This window comes from Acinetobacter sp. ANC_7512 (assembly GCF_056779935.1).
Genome location: NZ_JBWYIX010000007.1, coordinates 1 through 20,402, shown reverse-complemented (window position 1 = coordinate 20,402; position 20,402 = coordinate 1). Strand labels below are relative to the sequence as shown.

At 41.2% G+C, this 20,402-nt stretch carries 17 protein-coding genes and 1 tRNA gene; 1 reads left to right on the top strand and 17 read right to left on the bottom strand.

Going from position 1 to position 20,402, the window contains the following annotated elements:
* Positions 1-42 precede the first annotated feature (42 nt).
* The 6 genes from AC1M9H_RS07940 to AC1M9H_RS07915 form a co-directional block, all read right to left on the bottom strand.
* Positions 43-324: a hypothetical protein gene (locus AC1M9H_RS07940; protein WP_481588578.1), complete on the bottom strand. Its 282-nt coding sequence runs from the start codon at positions 322-324 to the stop codon at positions 43-45.
* A gap of 220 nt (positions 325-544) precedes the next feature.
* On the bottom strand, positions 545-2,464 hold the full coding sequence (gene htpG, locus AC1M9H_RS07935) for a molecular chaperone HtpG (protein WP_092766631.1): 1,920 nt from the start codon (positions 2,462-2,464) through the stop codon (positions 545-547).
* Positions 2,465-2,556: 92 nt separating this feature from the next.
* Entirely contained in the window at positions 2,557-2,904 is a 348-nt protein-coding gene (locus tag AC1M9H_RS07930; RefSeq protein ID WP_035265964.1) for a lysozyme inhibitor LprI family protein, read from the bottom strand.
* A gap of 131 nt (positions 2,905-3,035) precedes the next feature.
* On the bottom strand, positions 3,036-3,620 hold the full coding sequence (locus tag AC1M9H_RS07925; protein ID WP_092766630.1) for an OmpW/AlkL family protein: 585 nt from the start codon (positions 3,618-3,620) through the stop codon (positions 3,036-3,038).
* Positions 3,621-3,929: 309 nt separating this feature from the next.
* The gene (locus AC1M9H_RS07920; RefSeq protein ID WP_092766629.1) at positions 3,930-5,300 is read right to left on the bottom strand and encodes a Na+/H+ antiporter family protein; all 1,371 of its coding nucleotides are present in this window, start codon (positions 5,298-5,300) and stop codon (positions 3,930-3,932) included.
* Positions 5,301-5,392: 92 nt separating this feature from the next.
* Positions 5,393-6,271: an alpha/beta fold hydrolase gene (locus tag AC1M9H_RS07915; RefSeq protein WP_481613128.1), complete on the bottom strand. Its 879-nt coding sequence runs from the start codon at positions 6,269-6,271 to the stop codon at positions 5,393-5,395.
* A gap of 124 nt (positions 6,272-6,395) precedes the next feature.
* On the opposite strand from AC1M9H_RS07915, the gene AC1M9H_RS07910 reads away from it, so the two are divergent.
* Entirely contained in the window at positions 6,396-6,884 is a 489-nt protein-coding gene (locus tag AC1M9H_RS07910) for a DUF4442 domain-containing protein (RefSeq protein WP_035265952.1), read from the top strand.
* Between the two features lie 61 nt (positions 6,885-6,945).
* Here the strand turns inward: AC1M9H_RS07910 and AC1M9H_RS07905 are convergent, their stop codons facing one another.
* The 11 genes from AC1M9H_RS07905 to AC1M9H_RS07855 form a co-directional block, all read right to left on the bottom strand.
* Positions 6,946-7,302, bottom strand: coding sequence for a DNA transfer protein p32 (locus tag AC1M9H_RS07905; RefSeq protein WP_481613127.1), 357 nt, complete (start codon positions 7,300-7,302; stop codon positions 6,946-6,948).
* Between the two features lie 197 nt (positions 7,303-7,499).
* Positions 7,500-11,693 carry a DNA-directed RNA polymerase subunit beta' gene (gene rpoC / locus AC1M9H_RS07900; protein WP_035265945.1) on the bottom strand — a complete coding sequence of 1,398 codons (4,194 nt, stop codon included), beginning with the start codon at positions 11,691-11,693 and terminating at the stop codon, positions 7,500-7,502.
* A 144-nt stretch (positions 11,694-11,837) separates the two neighbouring features.
* Positions 11,838-15,926: a DNA-directed RNA polymerase subunit beta gene (gene rpoB, locus AC1M9H_RS07895; RefSeq protein ID WP_481590119.1), complete on the bottom strand. Its 4,089-nt coding sequence runs from the start codon at positions 15,924-15,926 to the stop codon at positions 11,838-11,840.
* Positions 15,927-16,231: 305 nt separating this feature from the next.
* Positions 16,232-16,603, bottom strand: a complete 372-nt coding sequence (gene rplL, locus AC1M9H_RS07890) for a 50S ribosomal protein L7/L12 (protein ID WP_035265942.1) — start codon at positions 16,601-16,603, stop codon at positions 16,232-16,234.
* A gap of 51 nt (positions 16,604-16,654) precedes the next feature.
* Positions 16,655-17,161, bottom strand: coding sequence for a 50S ribosomal protein L10 (rplJ, locus tag AC1M9H_RS07885; RefSeq protein ID WP_035265941.1), 507 nt, complete (start codon positions 17,159-17,161; stop codon positions 16,655-16,657).
* A gap of 301 nt (positions 17,162-17,462) precedes the next feature.
* The gene (gene rplA, locus AC1M9H_RS07880) at positions 17,463-18,158 is read right to left on the bottom strand and encodes a 50S ribosomal protein L1 (protein ID WP_035265940.1); all 696 of its coding nucleotides are present in this window, start codon (positions 18,156-18,158) and stop codon (positions 17,463-17,465) included.
* Between the two features lie 3 nt (positions 18,159-18,161).
* On the bottom strand, positions 18,162-18,590 hold the full coding sequence (gene rplK, locus AC1M9H_RS07875) for a 50S ribosomal protein L11 (protein WP_004813566.1): 429 nt from the start codon (positions 18,588-18,590) through the stop codon (positions 18,162-18,164).
* A 115-nt stretch (positions 18,591-18,705) separates the two neighbouring features.
* Entirely contained in the window at positions 18,706-19,239 is a 534-nt protein-coding gene (gene nusG, locus AC1M9H_RS07870; protein WP_035265938.1) for a transcription termination/antitermination protein NusG, read from the bottom strand.
* Between the two features lie 7 nt (positions 19,240-19,246).
* Positions 19,247-19,687: a preprotein translocase subunit SecE gene (gene secE / locus AC1M9H_RS07865; protein ID WP_035265936.1), complete on the bottom strand. Its 441-nt coding sequence runs from the start codon at positions 19,685-19,687 to the stop codon at positions 19,247-19,249.
* 77 nt (positions 19,688-19,764) lie between these two features.
* A tRNA-Trp gene (locus AC1M9H_RS07860) sits at positions 19,765-19,840 on the bottom strand.
* 47 nt (positions 19,841-19,887) lie between these two features.
* Positions 19,888-20,402, bottom strand: a 515-nt coding sequence (locus tag AC1M9H_RS07855) for an EF-Tu C-terminal domain-related protein (protein ID WP_481613126.1), incomplete at its 5' end; no start/stop codon positions are given.

Here is a 20,402-nt window from a genome sequence, read left to right as displayed (position 1 = left end):
AAAAAAGCCCATCATTGATGGGCTTTTTTGGATCTTAGATTCTCAAATGACAGGCTTTTGAATCACGATACGATCATTACGTGTAATACGTGTTTTTTTAGGAGATGCTTCAGCTTCAGTTTTAGGTAAAACATAACCGACGCGATCTGTGCGTGTGATACGTTTACTATCCACAAAAGGATTAATATCAAATTGTGGAATTTGGTGCTTCACTACGGTTACACGATCATTTCGAACAATTTTCTTCACATCTTGTTCTGCATAAGTGACATTGGTTAAGCTCAAACAAAACATGCTAAATGCGAGCATCATTGAAGTTTTCATAGAATATTCCCAATATTTAATGATCGTTATTATAGATTAATTATTATTTTTTGATATGTTTTACAAATCGAAACTTGGACGTATTTTTTTATCATCAACATCGAAAAAATTTATCTAGTTTAACCCAAAGCTTAAATAGCTCCTTTTGCATCCTACGACGGCGCTGCATTAAAAAAGCCTATCCGAAGATAGGCTTTGGATCACAATTTAAAATATGCGCTTATTTCAATAATAAGCTGTTAATGCGTTTTAAATATGCAGCTGGATCTTCTGGTAAACCACCTTCCGCAATCATCGCTTGATCAAAAATTACATTTGCAAGATCGTCAAATTGTGCTGAACCTTCCAATTTTTTCACTAATGGATGCTCAGGGTTAATCTCTAAAATTGGCTTGCTTTCTGGGACTGCTTGACCTGCTTGTTTTAACATGCGAATCAACTGTGGAGACAATTCGCCTTCACCAGTCACCAGACACGCTGGAGAATCAACCAAACGAGTGGTTACGCGCACTTCTTTGGTTTTGTCTTTTAATGACTCAGACAGCTTTTCAACCACTGGTTTAAACTGCTCAGCTGCCGCTTCTAATGCTTTTTTCTCTTCAGCATCCTGTAAATCACCTAAGTCTACAGCACCTTTTGCGACATTCTGCATTGGTGTCCCGTCAAACTCATGAACAAATTCCATTGCCCATTCATCTACACGTTCAGTCATTAGCAGAACATCGATACCTTTTTTCTTGAATAACTCAAGTTGTGGCGAGTTTTTAGCAGCCGCTAAGCTTTCCGCCGTTACATAATAAATCGCCTTTTGACCTTCTTTCATTGCTGCTTTGTAGTCAGCCAATGAAGTGGTCACCTCATCATTGTTTGAAGTTGCAAAGCGTAGAAGCTTCAAAATTCGATCACGATTGGTGAAATCTTCACCCAAACCTTCTTTTAAGACAGATCCAAACTCAGCATAAAACTTCTTAAATTTCTCTTGATCTGCTTCATCTTCAGATTTAGCTAAAGTGTCTAAAGTTGTTAAGATTCGACGTGTGTTGCCTTCACGGATGGTTTTAACATCTCGACTTTCTTGAAGTAACTCACGACTCACATTTAACGGTAAGTCTGCGCTATCCACAACACCTTGTACGAAACGTAAATAGTTCGGGATGAGATTATCTGCATCATCCATGATGAAGACACGTTTCACATAGAGCTTGATACCTGCTTTCGCTTCACGTGAGAAAATGTTGTGCGGTGCTTTACTTGGGATATACAGTAATTGCGTATATTCGGTACTCCCTTCTACACGGTTATGCGCCCAAGTAATCGGTGCTTCAAAGTCGTGACTTAAGTTTTTATAAAACTCAATATACTGTTCTTCAGTAATGTCATTCTTACTACGTGTCCACAATGCGCTGGCAGAATTGATCGCCTCCCATTCACCCGTTTTGACATACTGGCCTGGTTTGGCTTCTTCTCCCTCAGCCGCTTCTTCTTGTTGCCATACCTCTTTTTCCATTTGAATTGGTAAACTGATATGGTCTGAATATTTATTGATAATTTGCTTTACTTTATAACTTTGCAAATAATCTAATGCGTCTTCACGCAAGTGTAGAATAATATCTGTACCGCGACCTTCTTTTGTAATTTGCTCAACTTCAAATTCGCCTGTACCACCACTGATCCAACGTACACCTTCTGAAGCTTCAGCCCCTGCACGACGTGATTCAACTGTGATTTTATCAGCGACAATAAAGCCAGAATAAAAACCGACACCAAACTGACCAATTAACTGTGCATCTGACTTTTGATCACCGGTTAATTTAGACATAAAGTCTTTAGTACCAGATTTAGCAATCGTACCCAAATTATCAATAGCTTCTTGTTGGCTTAAACCAATACCGTTGTCTGAAATGGTGATGGTTTTATTATCTTTATCCAATTGTACGCGTACACGTAAATCTGGATCATTTTCATAGTATTCAGGATGATTAATCCCTTCAAAACGTAATTTATCACATGCGTCTGAAGCGTTTGAAATTAGCTCACGAAGGAAAATTTCTGGATTTGAATAAAGTGAATGCGTCACTAAATGTAAAAGCTGAGCAACTTCCGCTTGGAAACTATGTTTTTGTGTATTCTGCTCGCTCATAAACTACTCCTTAAACACATCAAAACAATTTTTTTGAATGCTTAATGAATGGTGTAGCTTCTAATTTTTTCAATGGTCAAAATTAATTTTTTTTAAAAAGGACCTTGTTTGTAAATTCGATCAAGATGTATTTCTAGTTTTTGCTGACGCATTTGATAGACATGATTTAAGCATTGCAAATTTGCTTGGCATTGATCACGTAATTCCAGCCATTTGACTTGTTCATTCTGAATGATTGATCGCATTCCCATCGGTACTAAACGACGAAGAATTTGATAAGTGGCAGCCATTTTAACATCTGCATCATTCAGGATACGATGTTCACAAACAGCTTTCTCAGTTTCGGACTGCGCTTTTTTGCAATCAAAACTCGCTGCAAATACTGGAACACTTCCACATGCAGCCAGCACAATGATGAGTTTTATGAATTGGTTCTTCATGCATACTACTCTGTTATGAGCTTTCTAGATTATTGAAAAAAATTGTTTTTTTATATGGTATTTTCTACCTGTTATAGTACGACACATAAAAAAAGCCCTATTGATTAATAGGGCTAGGCGCAACTTTATTTTTAGAATTTGTAGCTGTAACCAATGCTGTAGATGACTGGATCTATATCTAGCTTGAACTTTGTTGTTCCATCTACAGTCACTTCAGGGTTCAAATCTGCATAACGTACGTCAGCGAATACACCCCAGTTTTTTGCATCAGCTGGTTGGAAATTGAAACCTAACTGCGCTGCATAACCAAAATCTTCTTTTACACTTTGAACGCCTTGCTCATCCCAAGCAATAAATGCTGTTGCACCAAGACCAACATAAGGTGTAAATCCCGAGGTATTTTTAAAATGATATTTCGCAGTCAGTGTTGGTGGTAAATGTTTAATCGTCACTGCATCAGCGCCATTAATCAAAACATCATGGCGAACTGGAGTCGCTAATAATAATTCAGCAGAAATTTGATCATTAAAGAAATATTCCACCGAAGGGGTAAAAGCAAATTCATCATCGGCTTCCACTTTAGCTCCTCCTAGAGCAGCCACAGTGGTATCTTGCGTTGGAGAAATTGCAGATGCACCTACCTTAAGTTGCCATTCTCCTGCCAGTGCATTTGCTGACATCCCAACTAAAACAATCAGTGCAATTTTATTTAACATTATTATAACCTCTGAAAGAAATATCTAAATAAACCACTATTTAAATATAATAAACATGCCAAAAATTAATATGCAACTCTCAAAAATTAAATAAAATACATTTTATTTATAAATAACTGATTATAATAATAATTTATTTTAAATCATACCAATTTAGTCAATTATAAAACCATCAATTATTTTAAATAACCTATTAATCATATTATTTTACTCGGAATTTTTTTATTTAATCCTACTATTTTAATCTGATTTAAAATAAAAAAGGCGATTATATTAATCGCCTTTTATTCAATCATTTTTTAAATGTAGTTATAGGACCATTGCCGCGATCCAACCAAAAATCATCAATGGAATATTGAAATGAATAAATGTCGGAATCACACTGTCTTTCATATGATCATGTTGACCATCCATATTCAAGCCTGATGTTGGTCCTAAAGTCGAGTCTGAAGCTGGAGAGCCTGCATCACCTAGAGCTGCAGCAGTACCTATGAGCGCAATTGTTGCTGCTGGACTAAAACCAAACTGAATACATAATGGGACATAAATGATTGCAAGAATTGGCACTGTGGAGAATGATGATCCTATACCTAGTGTAATTAACAATCCGATGAGTAACATCCAGAATGCTGCCCAACCTTGACTATCACCAATCCATGCGACTGAAGCCTCAACTAGCGTTGGAACCTGACCAGTAGCGCCGATCACGGCTGCAAAACCTTGTGCTGCTATCATAATAAAACCCACGAGTGCCATCATACGCATACCAGTAATGATGACATCGTCAGCTTCTTTCCACTTGAAAATACCTGCACAGCTTAGGATCGCCACGCCGACTAAACCAGCTAAAATCATCGAATCAGAATACAATTGCACTGCAAGCGTTGCTAAAACAGCACCCCCCGCCATATAAATCGTAAATTTAGAAACCTCCGGTCTCGCAGAACCTTCTTGAACACCCATTTCACCCGAAATGCTTTGTGGTTGTTCTTCGACATGAATGTCACGATATTCTCGTGGTTTACGATAGCTATAAAACACTGCGATTAATAAACCTACGAACATCCCAAACACAGGAATCGCCATCGCAGAAGGGATTTGATCATAATCAATTTGGAAGCCAAGTGGTTCACCAAAAGTATTGATGTTTTGACCTAAAATATCATTTAGGAAAATTGCACCAAAACCGACTGGGATCAACATATAAGTTGCACATAAACCAAATGTGAGTAGACATGCAACCAATCGTCGATCAAGCTTTAAATGGTTGAATACCATCAATAATGGTGGAATCAATACAGGAATAAAAGCAATATGCACGGGAATTACGTTTTGAGAACAAACAGCCGCTATTGCAACCGTTGCAAAGATGGCATATTTGACACGATTTTGTATTTTAAGATTAGCCTCACCTTTAAGTGAATTAATCATTTTATATGCTAGAAGATCTGGCAAACCTGAACGAGCCAAAGTTAAGGCAAATGCACCAAGTACACCATAAGCTAAAGCAATCTGGGCACCCTTGCCCAAACCACCATTAAACGCTTCCATAGTGCCTTGTAAACCAAGACCAGCCAATAGGCCTCCTGTTACAGCACCAATGATCAGTGCAAATACCACAGGCACACGAGCCAAAGAGAGGCCAAACATGACCCCAATGGCAGCAAGAATTGCAAACATAAGAAATAGGAATCAGACAAAAAAACTATTTTATCAGAATTTGTTTGTAATAAATCTGCTCATCAGGGGTTGATACCTTCACTCGTCAGATTCTATTCGCCTTGCGCATTTTTTTTTGCAAATTGTTTAATATACGATGCGATCTCTTGGGCACGACTTAAAACAGCCCAATGATTCGCATCTAGCTCAACACGTTCAAAACCTGTCGCCCATTTTGGAATTTCGTCAATCAACTCTGGACTTACATATTTATCGCGTTTTAAGACTACCGCTTGAACGGGGCAAATCGCATGACGTTGACGAGGCATCATTAGACGTGGAATAAAGTTTGCCCGATACAGTGCCACACCATACTCACCATCCTTAGAGATATTTTGGTTTACAGGTAAGCCTTTTGTATCTTCAAGAATTTCAAATATTTTACCCCAGCGATCTGGATTGAGAAAATTCCACATCGTCGGTGCAACTATGGGTAGCTGAAATAGTACGATGTACCAAGACTTAATCAATTGCTTAAAGAACTTTGGTTTTTGATGTTTGAATTGTTCACGCATCCAATAAGCAGCATGGTCCAAGCATGGTCCAGATATAGTGGTATATGAAAGAATACGACCTTTAAATTTAGATTCTGTTACGGATTCCCATGTTTGAATTGAGCCCCAATCGTGTGCTGCCACATGAAAGTTTCGATTTGGCAACAGATGATTTACCACACTCTCCAAATCCAAAGACAGTTGAGCTAATGCATAAGCGCGAATCTTTTTCGGTACGCTCGATTGACCAGCGCCACGCACATCATAAGTTACAACAAAATAATCTTCGATTAAATTCGAAATGATTGGTTCCCATACTTCTTGATTGTCTGGATAACCATGCACAAGCACCAATGCCGGCTTATTCCGATCTCCCCATGTTTTAGCATAGAGTTTTTGTTGATCTGTCGTGTTAATCCAATGCGATTCAAATTGCATAATATGCTCAACCTTTTTTGTTATTGATTGACCGTTTTCTTGGTCTACGATGATTTTCGATCAATGCCAGAATATTTTTTGTACTTTAGTATGCTAACTAATGAAATAAAAATAATTGACCTAAATGAGTATTTTGAAAAAGCTAACGACAATTCCGTTAATCTCCAAGTATATGTTTAATAGCTTTGCACCCTTTCAAGGCGCAGGCATTACTATCGATAAAATCGACTTAAAAAATCATCATATTCGTGTAAAAATGCCACTTACACGAAAAAATAAAAATATTGTGGGTGTCCACTTTGGCGGTAGCCTTTATTCTATGGTTGACCCATTCTATATGACATTACTCATGTATCACTTAGGTGATAAATATATTGTTTGGGATAAGGCTGCAAGCATCGATTTTTTAACTCCTGGTCGTAGCACTGTTTATGCAGATATCCGCATTGATTCCAGTGAAATACAACTCATCAAAGAGCTCGCTAGCAATCATGCTCCTGTTTACCGTAACTATACTGTGAATATTATGGATGAATCAGGCTTACGGATCGCAGAAGTTCACAAAACTGTGTATATCCGTCGCAAGAAGGCAAAAGCCACACGTTTCCGTTAATAAAAAAAGCGCTCTATGAGCGCTTTTTTTATCACTTTAGCAAATTAACGATTATTTTGTTCTATCGCTTTTGCTCTATCGCTGCTCCTGCACCGCCGCCAATTGCACCACCAATTGCAGCGCCAGAGTTACCACCAAAAATACTTTTACCGACTGCAGACCCGATTGCACCGCCTACACCACTATAAGTGGCATTACGATCTGAGCCCCCTTGAGCTTTACTACCTACAGCGGCACCTGCACCACCACCAAGCGTTGCACCAACACCACCACCAACATTATTACCAACACCACCACCAAGTGCACCGCCTGCAGCAGCTGCACCAATACGCTGTTGATTCGGCGTCATGCTTTCACAACCTGCAAGTAGCATTGTAGATATGGTTGCCATCGCCATGACAGCTGTTAACTTTTTCATCTTGATGTCCCTCTTTGTCTATTTATATAAGCATATCGCGATCTAGAGAATAAAATTTTCAATTTCTGTTACAAGACAACGCGAAAATGATGCTATTTGTAAAGAGTTTTTTTCAAAATAGATATTTAGCCTCAAATTCACATTATCAAATTCAATAAAAAAAGGCACCTGTAGGTGCCTTCTTAATTCAGTTTAGATTAAAACTGATCTTCATTTAATGCTTGTGAGAACGCTTGGTCAACTTCAGAGAAGTCATTAACCAATTCGTGTTCAGCAGCTTCTGCTTCTTGACGACGACGCTCTAAGTGGTAAGCCAAACCTGTACCCGCTGGGATCAAGCGACCAACAACCACGTTTTCTTTTAGACCGCGTAAATCATCTTCTTTACCTGTTACAGCAGCTTCAGTTAACACACGTGTTGTTTCCTGGAACGATGCAGCAGAAATGAACGAGTCAGTAGAAAGTGAAGCTTTCGTGATACCCATCAATTGACGTTCAAACTTCGCAGGGAACTTGTTCTGAGCAAGTACTGCTTGGTTTTCTTGGACAACACGGATGTAATCCACTTGCTCGCCTTTGATGAAGCTTGTATCACCACCATCGATGATCTCAACTTTACGCAACATTTGACGTACGATGACTTCAATGTGCTTATCGTTGATTTTTACACCTTGGAGACGATATACGTCTTGAACTTCATTCACGATGTAGTTTGTCAACGCCACTTCACCTTTCAAACGTAAGATGTCATGTGGATTTTGCGGACCATCAGAAATCGTTTCACCACGGTTAACATGCTCACCTTCAAACACGTTAATCGTACGCCACTTAGGAATTAACTCTTCGTAAATCTCTGAGCCATCATCCGGTGTGATCACAAGACGATTCTTACCTTTAGTTTCTTTACCAAAGCTTACAACACCTGAAACTTCTGCAAGGATCGCATGTTCTTTCGGCTTACGTGCCTCAAACAAGTCAGCTACGCGTGGAAGACCACCGGTAATATCACGAGTACGTGAAGTTTCTTGAGGTACACGACCAATTACATCACCCACACCAATTGTTTCGCCATCACGGACAGTCACAATTGTATTTTGTGGTAAGAAGTAGAACTGTTCACCACCATCAACTGTATCTAATACAATCGCTGGACGTAAGTCTTTACCAGAAGCGGGACGAGACGTTACAGGTAAAATTTCAACTGTCGTCATACCAGTTGCATCATCAGTTTTCGATGTTGCAGTTACACCATCAGCGATTTGGCTGAAACGTGCTTTACCAGCAACTTCTGTTACCAATGGATGCGTATGCGGATCCCAAGTCGCTACAATACCGCCAGCTTCTACCGCACCACCATCTTTAATCAAGATTGAGGCACCGTAAGGAAGTTTATAACGCTCACGCTCACGACCGATGTCATCAGTGATACCAATCTCACCAGAACGAGATACAGACACTAAGTGACCTTTAGCGTGTTGCACTGTCTTCACATTATGGAAACGGACAAAGCCTGCATTACGTACTTGAACACTGTTCGCAGCAGAAGTTCGGCTCGCAGCACCACCCACGTGGAATGTACGCATCGTTAACTGTGTACCTGGCTCACCAATGGATTGAGCAGCCATTACACCCACTGATTCACCTGGATTCACCAAGTGACCACGTGCAAGGTCACGACCATAACATTTCGCACATACACCAAAAGTAGATGCACAGTTTACTACTGAACGTACTTTAACTTCATCGACACCTTGCTCTTCTAGGTAGTTTGCAAGTTTCTCATCGATGAGTGTATTACGTGGCAATACTACTTCATCAGAACCTGGTCGCTTCGCATCTTCAGCTAATACACGACCAAGCACACGAGTACCTAAGTTCTCGATAACATCACCACCTTGAATGAATGGCGTCATTACAAGACCGTCAAAAGTACCGCAATCTGGCTCAGTAATCACTAAGTCTTGCGCTACGTCTACAAGACGACGTGTCAAGTAACCCGAGTTCGCTGTCTTCAATGCTGTATCGGCCAAACCTTTACGCGCACCGTGTGTTGAAATGAAGTACTGAAGTACGGTCAAACCTTCACGGAAGTTCGCTTTAATTGGTGTCTCAATAATCGAGCCATCCGGTTTTGCCATCAAACCACGCATACCTGCAAGCTGACGAATCTGTGCTGCACTACCACGGGCACCAGAGTCAGACATCATGTAGATGGAGTTGAATGATTTTTGTTTCTCATCTTCGCCCTGTTTGTTCTTAACAGTCGTGTAAGACAAGTTATCCATCATCGCTTTCGCTACTTGGTCGTTTGTACGCGCCCAAATATCGACAACTTTGTTATAACGTTCACCGGCAGTTACGAAACCTTGTTCGAATTGTTGCTCAATTTCACGAACTTCAACTTCAGCTTTCTCGATGATTGAATACTTCGCAGGTGGAATCACCATGTCTTCCATACCAACAGACACGCCTGAACGTGTTGCTTGACGGAAACCGAGGTACATCAATTGGTCAGCAAAAATAACAGTATCTTTCAAACCAAGCTTACGGTAGCAAGAGTTAATCAATTTAGAGATGTTCTTTTTGGTCATCTCAACGTTGATTTGCTCGAAGCTTAAACCTTCTGGCACAACTTCCCAAAGTAAACAACGGCCTGGCGTTGTATCAACGATAATCGTTTGTTGCTCACGCTCACCATTTTCATTGATCACAGTTTGATGTACACGAGCTTTAACGCGAGCATGTAAATCAACTTGACCTGTTGCAAGCGCACGGTTTACTTCATGAGTATCCGCGAACACCATGCCTTCACCTTTGGCATTGATTGCATCACGCGTGATGTAATACAAGCCTAAGACAACGTCTTGCGATGGAACGATGATTGGTTCACCGTTTGCTGGAGACAAGATGTTGTTGGTTGACATCATTAACGCACGAGCTTCTAATTGAGCTTCAAGTGTTAATGGAACGTGTACCGCCATTTGGTCACCATCGAAGTCGGCGTTGAACGCAGCACATACGAGTGGGTGTAGACGGATCGCTTTACCTTCAATCAGTACAGGCTCAAATGCTTGAAGACCTAAACGGTGAAGTGTTGGCGCACGGTTCAACATCACTGGATGTTGACGAATCACAGATGCAAGAACGTCCCAAACTTCTGGAGTCTCACGCTCAACCATTTTCTTCGCAGCTTTAATGGTAGTTGCTTGGCCAGACGCTTGTAATTTCGCGAAAATAAACGGCTTGAATAACTCAAGTGCCATTTTCTTAGGAAGACCACATTGGTGAAGACGTAAAGTAGGACCTACAGTAATTACCGAACGACCAGAATAGTCAACACGCTTACCAAGTAAGTTTTGACGGAAACGACCTTGTTTACCTTTGATCATGTCTGCCAAAGATTTAAGAGGACGTTTGTTCGAACCAGTAATTGCACGACCACGACGACCGTTATCTAACAATGCATCTACAGACTCTTGCAACATACGTTTTTCGTTACGTACGATGATATCTGGAGCAGCTAGATCAAGAAGACGCTTTAAACGGTTGTTACGGTTAATCACACGACGATAAAGATCGTTCAAATCAGATGTCGCGAAACGACCACCTTCAAGTGGTACAAGCGGACGAAGATCTGGTGGTAGTACTGGAAGTACAGTCAACACCATCCATTCTGGTTTGTTATTCGACTCTTTGAACGCTTCCATTAACTTCAAACGCTTAGATGCTTTCTTAAGCTTCGTTTCAGAAGTTGTATTCGGAATTTCTTCACGTAAACGAGAAATCTCAGCTTCAAGATCAATGTCTTTCAACAAATCTTGAACTGCTTCAGCACCCATTTTCGCAGTGAATTCATCACCGTGCTCTTCTAATGCTGTGAAGTATTCTTCGTCATTCAGAAGTTGGTATTTTTCGAAAGGAGTCATACCAGGATCTGTTACAACGTAAGATTCGAAATACAATACACGTTCGATATCACGTAGCGTCATGTCTAAAAGAAGACCGATACGGCTAGGCAGTGATTTTAAGAACCAAATGTGTGCAACTGGTGAAGCAAGCTCAATGTGACCCATACGTTCACGACGAACTTTCGCAGTTGTTACTTCAACGCCACATTTTTCACAAATGACACCTTTGTATTTCATACGCTTGTATTTTCCACACAAGCATTCGTAATCTTTTACTGGACCAAAAATTTTGGCACAGAATAAACCATCACGTTCAGGTTTGAACGTACGATAGTTAATTGTCTCTGGCTTTTTAACTTCACCATGAGACCATGACTTAATCATTTCTGGTGACGCAAGACCAATACGGATGCGATCAAACTCTACAGGAGCATGACCGTCTGAATCCGTCTTTTTGCGCATGATATCGAGCAAGTCTTTCAATTTTTTTCTCCGTGTGTTGTGGAGATTTTCACTTCACAACTGGGTCACAAATATTGTTTTTTAACTGAATTGGTAATCTCCCCTAACCCCTCTTTTTTAAAGAGGGGTTAGTCTCCCCCTTATCAAAGGGGGATTGAGGGGGATTTAGTCACCATTTTTCAGTTCAATGTTGATACCTAAAGAACGGATCTCTTTGGTCAATACGTTGAACGATTCAGGCATACCTGGGTCCATATAATGGTTACCATCTACAATGTTCTTATAGATACGGGTACGACCCTCAACGTCATCCGACTTCACAGTCAGCATTTCTTGAAGCGTATAAGCTGCGCCATATGCTTCGAGTGCCCAGACCTCCATCTCACCGAAACGCTGACCACCGAATTGTGCTTTACCACCAAGCGGCTGTTGCGTTACAAGCGAGTAAGAACCTGTAGAACGCGCATGCATCTTGTCATCAACCAAGTGGTTCAATTTCAACATGTACATGTAACCTACAGTTACAGGACGGTCAAAACGTTCACCAGTACGGCCATCATACAGTACTGTCTGACCAGTACGTGAAAGACCAGATAGTTCTAATAACTCTTTGATTTGACCTTCTTCGGCACCGTCAAATACTGGTGTTGCAAGTGGAACACCTTTACGGAGGTTGCCTGAAAGTGCCAAGATTTCATCATCAGTTAAGCTATCAAGATCTTCTTGCTCGCCACCAACTTTGTTGTAAATCTTGTCTAAGAATTCACGAAGTTCAAGTACAGTACGTTGTTCTTTCAACATTTGATCGATCTTGTCACCAAGACCTTTCGCAGCCATACCCAAGTGAGTTTCAAGAATCTGACCCACGTTCATACGTGAAGGTACACCTAGTGGGTTCAATACGATATCTACTGGAACACCATTCGCATCATGTGGCATGTCTTCAACTGGCAAGATGTTTGATACAACACCTTTGTTACCATGACGACCCGCCATCTTATCACCAGGCTGAATACGACGTTTTACTGCTAGGTAAACTTTAACAACTTTCAATACGCCAGTTGTTAACTCATCACCTGTAGAAAGCTTGCGTTTTTTCTCAGCGAATTTCTCATCGATTTCAAGACTCTTCTCTTTCAAGAATACTTGAATTTGAGTTAAACGCTCCGCGATGCCTTCATCTACTGGTTGGATATCAAGTAGATCAACAAGTTCTAGATTTGAAAGAACTTCATCAGTTAACTTATCGCCACGTTTTGTTGTACCGCCGCCATTAGACTCTTGACCATTCAACAAACGTACAACGCGCTCACGTGCAGCTTCTTCGAAGATTTTGTATTCTTCTTTCAAATCTTTACGGTATGCATCAAGTTGAGCTTTTTCAATCGCTTGAGCACGTTCGTCTTTCTCGATACCATCACGAGTAAACACTTGAACGTCGATGACTGTACCCTTCGTACCAGATGGAACACGAAGTGAAGAGTCTTTCACATCAGCTGCTTTTTCACCAAAGATTGCACGAAGCAATTTTTCTTCAGGAGTCAACTGCGTTTCGCCCTTAGGTGTTACTTTACCAACTAAGATGTCGCCAGCAGTTACTTCAGCACCGATATAGACAATACCTGATTCATCAAGCTTAGAAAGTGCAGCCTCACCTACGTTCGGGATATCAGCAGTAATTTCTTCTGAACCAAGTTTAGTATCACGCGCGACACAAGAGAGTTCTTGAATGTGAATAGACGTCAAACGATCTTCTTGAAGAACACGCTCAGATAATAAGATCGAGTCTTCGTAGTTATAACCGTTCCAAGTCATGAACGCGACACGCATGTTTTGACCAAGTGCCAATTCACCGCCATCAGTTGATGGACCATCAGCAAGTACATCACCACGACCAACTTTGTCGCCTAGGTTCACAAGCACTTTTTGGTTAATACATGTGTTTTGGTTTGAACGTGTGTACTTAATCAAGTTGTAGATATCTACACCTGCTTCACCCGCAACCATTTCATCTTCATTCACACGAATAACGACACGAGATGCATCTACGTATTCAATACGCCCGCCACGTTTCGCGATCACACACACGCCTGAGTCATGCGCCACGTTCGCTTCCATACCTGTACCAACAAGAGGCTTGTCAGCAATCAGCGTAGGAACAGCCTGACGTTGCATGTTGGAACCCATCAATGCACGGTTCGCATCATCGTGTTCAAGGAATGGAATCAGTGACGCAGCCACAGAAACAACCTGCTGAGCAGATACGTCCATGTGCGTTACTTTTTCTGGCGGCATACGTACGAAGTCACCTTGGTGACGAACAGATACGAACTCTTCTGTTAAGTTGCCATCTTTATCCAATTGAGAATCGGCCTGTGCAATCACAGTACCTACTTCTTCAATTGCTGATAAATATTCAACTTCATCCGTTACACGACCATCAACAACTTTACGATATGGAGTTTCTAAGAAACCAAAGCTATTCGCTTTCGCATATACAGATAATGAGTTGATCAAACCAATGTTTGGACCTTCAGGCGTTTCAATTGGACAAACACGACCGTAGTGAGTTTGATGTACGTCACGTACTTCGAAGCCCGCACGTTCACGTGTTAAACCACCTGGACCTAATGCTGATACACGACGTTTGTGTGTAATTTCAGACAATGGGTTGTTTTGATCCATGAACTGAGATAACTGACTTGAACCAAAGAATTCTTTGATTGCAGCCGCTACTGGTTTTGCATTGATCAAGTCTTGTGGAGACAAGTTATCTGTCTCTGCTTGTGATAAACGCTCTTTCACAGCACGTTCAACACGAACTAGACCAACACGGAATTGGTTTTCTGTCATTTCGCCAACAGAACGTACGCGACGGTTACCTAGGTGGTCGATATCATCGACTTCACCTTTACCGTTACGGATTTCAACCAGTGTTTTTAATACGTCAATGATGTCATCGTTTGAAAGAATACCTTCAACTTCACGTGACTTCTGATCTGTACCCACTTCGTAAGGACGACCCAAACGACGGTTGAACTTCATACGACCAACTGGTGATAAGTCATAACGTTCAGAAGAGAAGAACAAGTTATTGAATAAGTTTTCTGCAGCTTCTTTCGTTGGTGGCTCACCTGGACGCATTACCTTGTAAATTTCTACAAGCGCTTCTTCACGACCAGAAGTCGTATCAGCACGTAATGAATCAGCTACGAATGAACCGCGATCGATGTCATTGGTATAAAGTACGTTAAATTGCTTAACGCCGCCTTCAGCGATTTTAACCATCACTTCATGGCTAAGAACCGTGTTTGCAGCAATCACATCACCATTGTGTAATGTAATATCTTCAGCAGTAATACGCTCATATAAATATTCATCAGGTACTGGAAGTTTAGTTAAGCCTGCAGCTTCCATTTGACGAACATGACGCGCATTAATACGTTTACCTTGCTCAACGATTGTCTTACCGTCATTGTCTGTGATATCAAATTGTGCCATTTCGCCACGCAGACGCTCTGGAACCAAGTCAATTTGATAGCTGCCCATGTCTAGATATACAGGAACCTTTTCATAGAACATGTCTAGAATTTGTTCGTTTGTATAGTTCAAGGCACGAAGAATCACAGTCGCAAGTAACTTACGACGACGGTCAATACGAACGTATACTAAATCTTTAGCATCAAACTCAAAGTCTAACCATGAACCACGGTAAGGAATGATACGTGCTGAATAAAGCACCTTACCACTTGAATGCGTCTTACCCTTATCATGATCAAAGAACACACCAGGTGAACGATGTAATTGAGATACGATTACACGCTCAGTACCATTGATCACGAACGTACCATTCTGTGTCATAAGTGGCATTTCACCCATGTACACTTCTTGTTCACGTACGTCTTTAATTGATTTCGTTTCGCGATCTTTAATGATCAAACGAATTTTTACGCGCATTGGTGCCGCATAAGTTGAGCCACGAAGAATACATTCGCGAACGTCAAACTCTGGTTTACCAAGGCTATACTCAACGAATTCTAAAGCAGCATTCCCAGAATAACTTTCAATTGGAAAAACTGAACGAAATGCGGCTTGGAGACCGATATCTTCGCGGTTTTTTGGTGTTTTGCCATCTTGAAGGAACGTTCTGTACGAGTCGACTTGAATCGCGAGCAGGTACGGAGCATCCATCACTTGGGGCAATTTACCAAAATTCTTACGGATCCGTTTCTTTTCGGTATATGAGTATGCCATCTGGAGTCCTCGGAAAGTAAACTAAACCCGCCTGCAGAACGGGTCTAGAAGGAATTACGCAGGTCGATATGACCACCACTTTGTTCAAATGCTGCAATGTTCAGTGGTATTAAAACGCTTAACAATATTTTTAAACATGGAAAAATATTGGTAAGCGTTTGATTTTATTCAATTATAGTTAGTATTGATGATTTTTACACCAAGTTAACAAAAATCGAGCCGATAATTGTAACGCAAAAAGGCTGATGACCCAAGAGCCATCAGCCAATTTTTGGGGTCAAATTAATATTGACCCCATGGCGAAATTACTTAACAGTAACTTGAGCACCAGCTTCTTCAAGTTTCTTCTTAAGTTCTTCAGCTTCTTCTTTAGAAACACCTTCTTTAAGAAGAGCTGGAGCGCCTTCAACTAAATCTTTAGCTTCTTTAAGACCAAGACCAGTTGCTTCACGAACTGCTTTAATTACAGCAACTTTGTTAGCACCGAAAGAAGTCAACTCTACGTTGAATTCAGTTTGCTCTTCAGCAGCAGCAGCGCCAGCACCTGGAGCAGCAGCTACAGCTACAGCAGCAGCAGATACATTGAATTTCTCTTCAAAAGCAGAGATAAGTTCAACAAGTTCAAGAACAGTTTTTTCAGCAACTGCGTTTAAGATTTCTTCGTTAGTTAAAGCCATGAGAATAACTCCAAATGGATATTGAATGGTGTGGAAATTGATTTATTAAGCTTAAGCAGCTTCTGACTCGTTTTTCTCTTTGAGCGCAGTAATAAGGCGACCCAATTTCGAAATAGGAGCTTGAAGAACATTTGCAAGCATAGTAAGCGCTTTTTCTTGGTTCGGAAGGTTCGCGATTACGCTAACTTCAGCACCTTGATAAACCTTGCCATCGAATGCAGCAGCTTTAAGTTCAAATGCTTTATTAGTTTTAGCAAATTCTTCAAACAAACGAGCAGCTGCGCCCATGTCGTCTTCAGAAGTCGAGAAAGCTAAAATTGTTGGGCCAACAAGGTTGTCGTTCAAGATATCGAACTGAGTATCTTGAAGAGCACGTTTAGCTAAAGTATTACGCACGATACGTGTAGTAACACCTAGTTTACGAGCTTCAACACGAAGAGCAGTTAATTGCTCAACAGTTAAACCTTGGTAGTCAGCAACAACAGCAGTGAAAGCAGTAGAAGCAACAGCGTTAACTTCAGCTACGATCTGTTTTTTGTCTTCGATAAGAAGAGCCATTGTAAAACCTCCTAACGGTGATTTATGTACTCACGCGAAGTACACTCCCAGTTCGTTAACTCATCACTGAGTCAACACGCGGAGGATGAACTAAATCACACCACCGCGTCTACGCAGGCTGGAATATTAAGAGCGAAGCATAAAACTCCCCTCGCCTGAGGTCTTTGACGCTGATAAATTCTCATTTACCAATTCAAAGTTTGCCTAAGTTCGCAAGAAATCCAAAACCGGTATCTTGCGTAAGATTTGAAGCAGCGCTTCAAATCTTACTCAGGGCTTTAAAATTCTGTCTAAGTTAAACTTAGTTAGAAACGTTAGTTACATCAATAGTAAGACCAGGACCCATAGTTGAGCTTAAAGTGATCTTTTTGATATAAACACCTTTAGAAGTTGCAGGTTTTGCTTTCTTAAGGTCAGCTACAAGAGCTTCAACGTTTTGACGAACAGCTTCAGCAGTGAAACCTACTTGACCGATCGCAGCATGGATGATACCCGCTTTGTCTACACGGTAACGTGCTTGACCAGCTTTTGCATTTTTAACTGCAGTTGCTACGTCAGGAGTTACAGTACCCACTTTAGGGTTTGGCATTAAGCCACGTGGACCAAGGATTGTACCTAACTTACCTACAACGCGCATTGCATCTGGAGCAGCAATCACTACGTCAAAGTCAAGGTTACCCGCTTGAATGCTTTCAGCAAGGTCATCAAAACCAACTACGTCCGCGCCTTCAGCTTTAGCAGCTTCAGCAGCAGCGCCTTGAGCAAACACAGCTACACGTACAGTTTTACCAGTACCTGCAGGAAGTGTAGTCGCACCACGAACAACTTGGTCAGATTTACGAGGATCAACACCTAGATTTACAGCTACATCCAAAGATTCTTTGAATTTAGCAGCTGGAAGGCTAGAAAGTACTGCTACAGCTTCTTCCAAAGTATAAACTTTGTTCGCTTCTACAGCAGCTGCAATCGCTTTTTGACGTTTAGTTAATTTAGCCATGTCTTAAAGCTCCACTTCCAAGCCCATAGAACGTGCAGAACCAGCAATGGTACGTACACGCGCGTCTAAGTCAGCACCAGTTAAATCTGGTTCTTTAGTAGTCGCGATCTCTTCTAATTGAGCACGAGTCAACTTACCAACTTTAGTTTTGTTAGGTACAGCTGAACCCTTTTGGATACCAGCAGCTTTCTTAAGCAGAATAGCAGCAGGTGGAGTTTTCATGATAAATGTGAACGACTTGTCGTTGTACACAGTGATCACTACAGGAATCGGAAGACCAGCTTCAAGTTTTTGTGTAGCAGCATTGAATTCTTTACAGAATGCCATGATGTTTACACCACGTTGACCTAGTGCAGGACCGATTGGTGGAGATGGATTCGCTTTACCAGCTGGAACTTGCAGCTTGATATAGCCGTCAATCTTCTTAGCCATTTCAATTACCTCTGGGTACAAACGCCGATTAAGGCTCCCCAATATTTACAAGTAACGATACCGTTACAACAACAATGCCCGATTAATAAAATCGGGCGTTTTCAACCAATTCAGATTAAATTGTTTTTTCGACTTGGCGAAATTCCAATTCAACTTGAGTTGGTCGATTGAATACATTAATCGTCAACGTTAAGCGTGACTTTTCGTACTGAACTTCTTCCACCACACCTTTAAAGTCTGTGAATGGACCATCAGTAACCAATAATTCTTCGCCTGGCTCGAACATTGTCTTAGGACGAGGTGCTTCGCCAGTATTGCGTACACGTGCAAGAATCGCGTCAGCTTCTTTTTGCGTAATTGGAGCAGGCTTTTCTGCCGTACCACCAATAAATCCGAGCACTTTTGGACATTCTTTAACAATGTGCCAAGTATCGTCATTCATTTCCATTTCAACTAACACATAGCCTGGAAAGAATTTACGCTCTGACTTACGTTTCTTACCATCCTTCATCTCTACCACTTCTTCAGTAGGAACAAGGACTTCACCAAAGCTATCGGCAACAGCGCTACGCTGGATTCGATCATTAAGCGAACGCATCACTTGTTTTTCATAACCTGAATAGGCATGAATAATGTACCAACGTTTCATAGCTCTTTTACCCGATAATAAACTTCATCAACCAACTAATAATGTAATCAAAACACCATAAACCAATAGCGGTGATTACAACAACAAGTAACACTTGCCATGATGCAGTTACTGTTTCTTGCTTTGTTGGCCAAATCACTCGACGCAGTTCAATGCGTGAGTCTTTCAACAAACGAACAAAGCCTTTGCCTTGATGGGTGGCGTATAATAAACCTAAAGCCACAACGATACAAGCCAAAATTACCCCCACACGCACCCAAATATTGTTTGCGGGAACCCAATATGCTGGAAGATGTTGATTTACCATAAGTGCACCAGCAAGTAATGCCAATGCAATAATCCATAAAATCACGTCAACTGGTGAACCAGATTTAACGACTTCAGCGGAATTGTTTCTTTGAGGAATTGGCGCGTCGCTTAATGCGTCACGCGATTTATCATTCGACATTTTTGTACTCGTCGTTGAATTCGCGACTTATTATATGACCAGTTTAGCCAGCATCAAGCTTTTTATCAAAAATAATTTGGCAGGCCAGGAGGGACTCGAACCCCCAACATTCGGTTTTGGAGACCGACGCTCTACCAATTGAACTACTGACCTATAACAAAACCGAGAATCGAAACTCTCGGTTTTCGTTTGTACTTCTATTATGCAGTTACTTTAGCAACAACACCAGCACCAACTGTACGACCACCTTCACGGATCGCAAAACGTAGACCTGGGTCCATTGCGATTGGGTGGATTAATTCTACTGACATTTCTACGTTGTCACCAGGCATAACCATTTCAACGCCTTCTTGCAATTGAATCGCGCCAGTTACGTCAGTCGTACGGAAGTAGAACTGTGGACGGTAACCGTTAAGGAATGGAGTGTGACGACCACCTTCTTCTTTAGAAAGTACGTATACTTCCGCATCGAATTTAGTGTGTGGCTTGATCGCACCTGGTTTAGAAAGTACTTGACCACGTTGTACGTCTTCACGCTTAGTACCACGTAATAAGATACCACAGTTCTCGCCCGCACGGCCTTCGTCTAGAAGTTTACGGAACATTTCAACGCCAGTTACTGTAGTTTTAACTGTGTCTTTGATACCTACGATTTCAACTTCTTCGCCTACTTTCACGATACCAGCTTCTACACGGCCAGTTACTACTGTACCAC

What these genes read in the sequence shown, in the direction of transcription:
- AC1M9H_RS07940 (WP_481588578.1), bottom strand. Translation starts at nt 324, where the DNA reads ATGAAAACTTCAATGATGCTCGCATTTAGCATGTTTTGTTTGAGCTTA.
- htpG (WP_092766631.1), bottom strand. Translation starts at nt 2,464, where the DNA reads ATGAGCGAGCAGAATACACAAAAACATAGTTTCCAAGCGGAAGTTGCT.
- AC1M9H_RS07930 (WP_035265964.1), bottom strand. Translation starts at nt 2,904, where the DNA reads ATGAAGAACCAATTCATAAAACTCATCATTGTGCTGGCTGCATGTGGA.
- AC1M9H_RS07925 (WP_092766630.1), bottom strand. Translation starts at nt 3,620, where the DNA reads ATGTTAAATAAAATTGCACTGATTGTTTTAGTTGGGATGTCAGCAAAT.
- AC1M9H_RS07920 (WP_092766629.1), bottom strand. Translation starts at nt 5,300, where the DNA reads ATGTTTGCAATTCTTGCTGCCATTGGGGTCATGTTTGGCCTCTCTTTG.
- AC1M9H_RS07915 (WP_481613128.1), bottom strand. Translation starts at nt 6,271, where the DNA reads ATGCAATTTGAATCGCATTGGATTAACACGACAGATCAACAAAAACTC.
- AC1M9H_RS07910 (WP_035265952.1), top strand. Translation starts at nt 6,396, where the DNA reads ATGAGTATTTTGAAAAAGCTAACGACAATTCCGTTAATCTCCAAGTAT.
- AC1M9H_RS07905 (WP_481613127.1), bottom strand. Translation starts at nt 7,302, where the DNA reads ATGAAAAAGTTAACAGCTGTCATGGCGATGGCAACCATATCTACAATG.
- rpoB (WP_481590119.1), bottom strand. Translation starts at nt 15,926, where the DNA reads ATGGCATACTCATATACCGAAAAGAAACGGATCCGTAAGAATTTTGGT.
- rplL (WP_035265942.1), bottom strand. Translation starts at nt 16,603, where the DNA reads ATGGCTTTAACTAACGAAGAAATCTTAAACGCAGTTGCTGAAAAAACT.
- rplJ (WP_035265941.1), bottom strand. Translation starts at nt 17,161, where the DNA reads ATGGCTCTTCTTATCGAAGACAAAAAACAGATCGTAGCTGAAGTTAAC.
- rplA (WP_035265940.1), bottom strand. Translation starts at nt 18,158, where the DNA reads ATGGCTAAATTAACTAAACGTCAAAAAGCGATTGCAGCTGCTGTAGAA.
- rplK (WP_004813566.1), bottom strand. Translation starts at nt 18,590, where the DNA reads ATGGCTAAGAAGATTGACGGCTATATCAAGCTGCAAGTTCCAGCTGGT.
- nusG (WP_035265938.1), bottom strand. Translation starts at nt 19,239, where the DNA reads ATGAAACGTTGGTACATTATTCATGCCTATTCAGGTTATGAAAAACAA.
- secE (WP_035265936.1), bottom strand. Translation starts at nt 19,687, where the DNA reads ATGTCGAATGATAAATCGCGTGACGCATTAAGCGACGCGCCAATTCCT.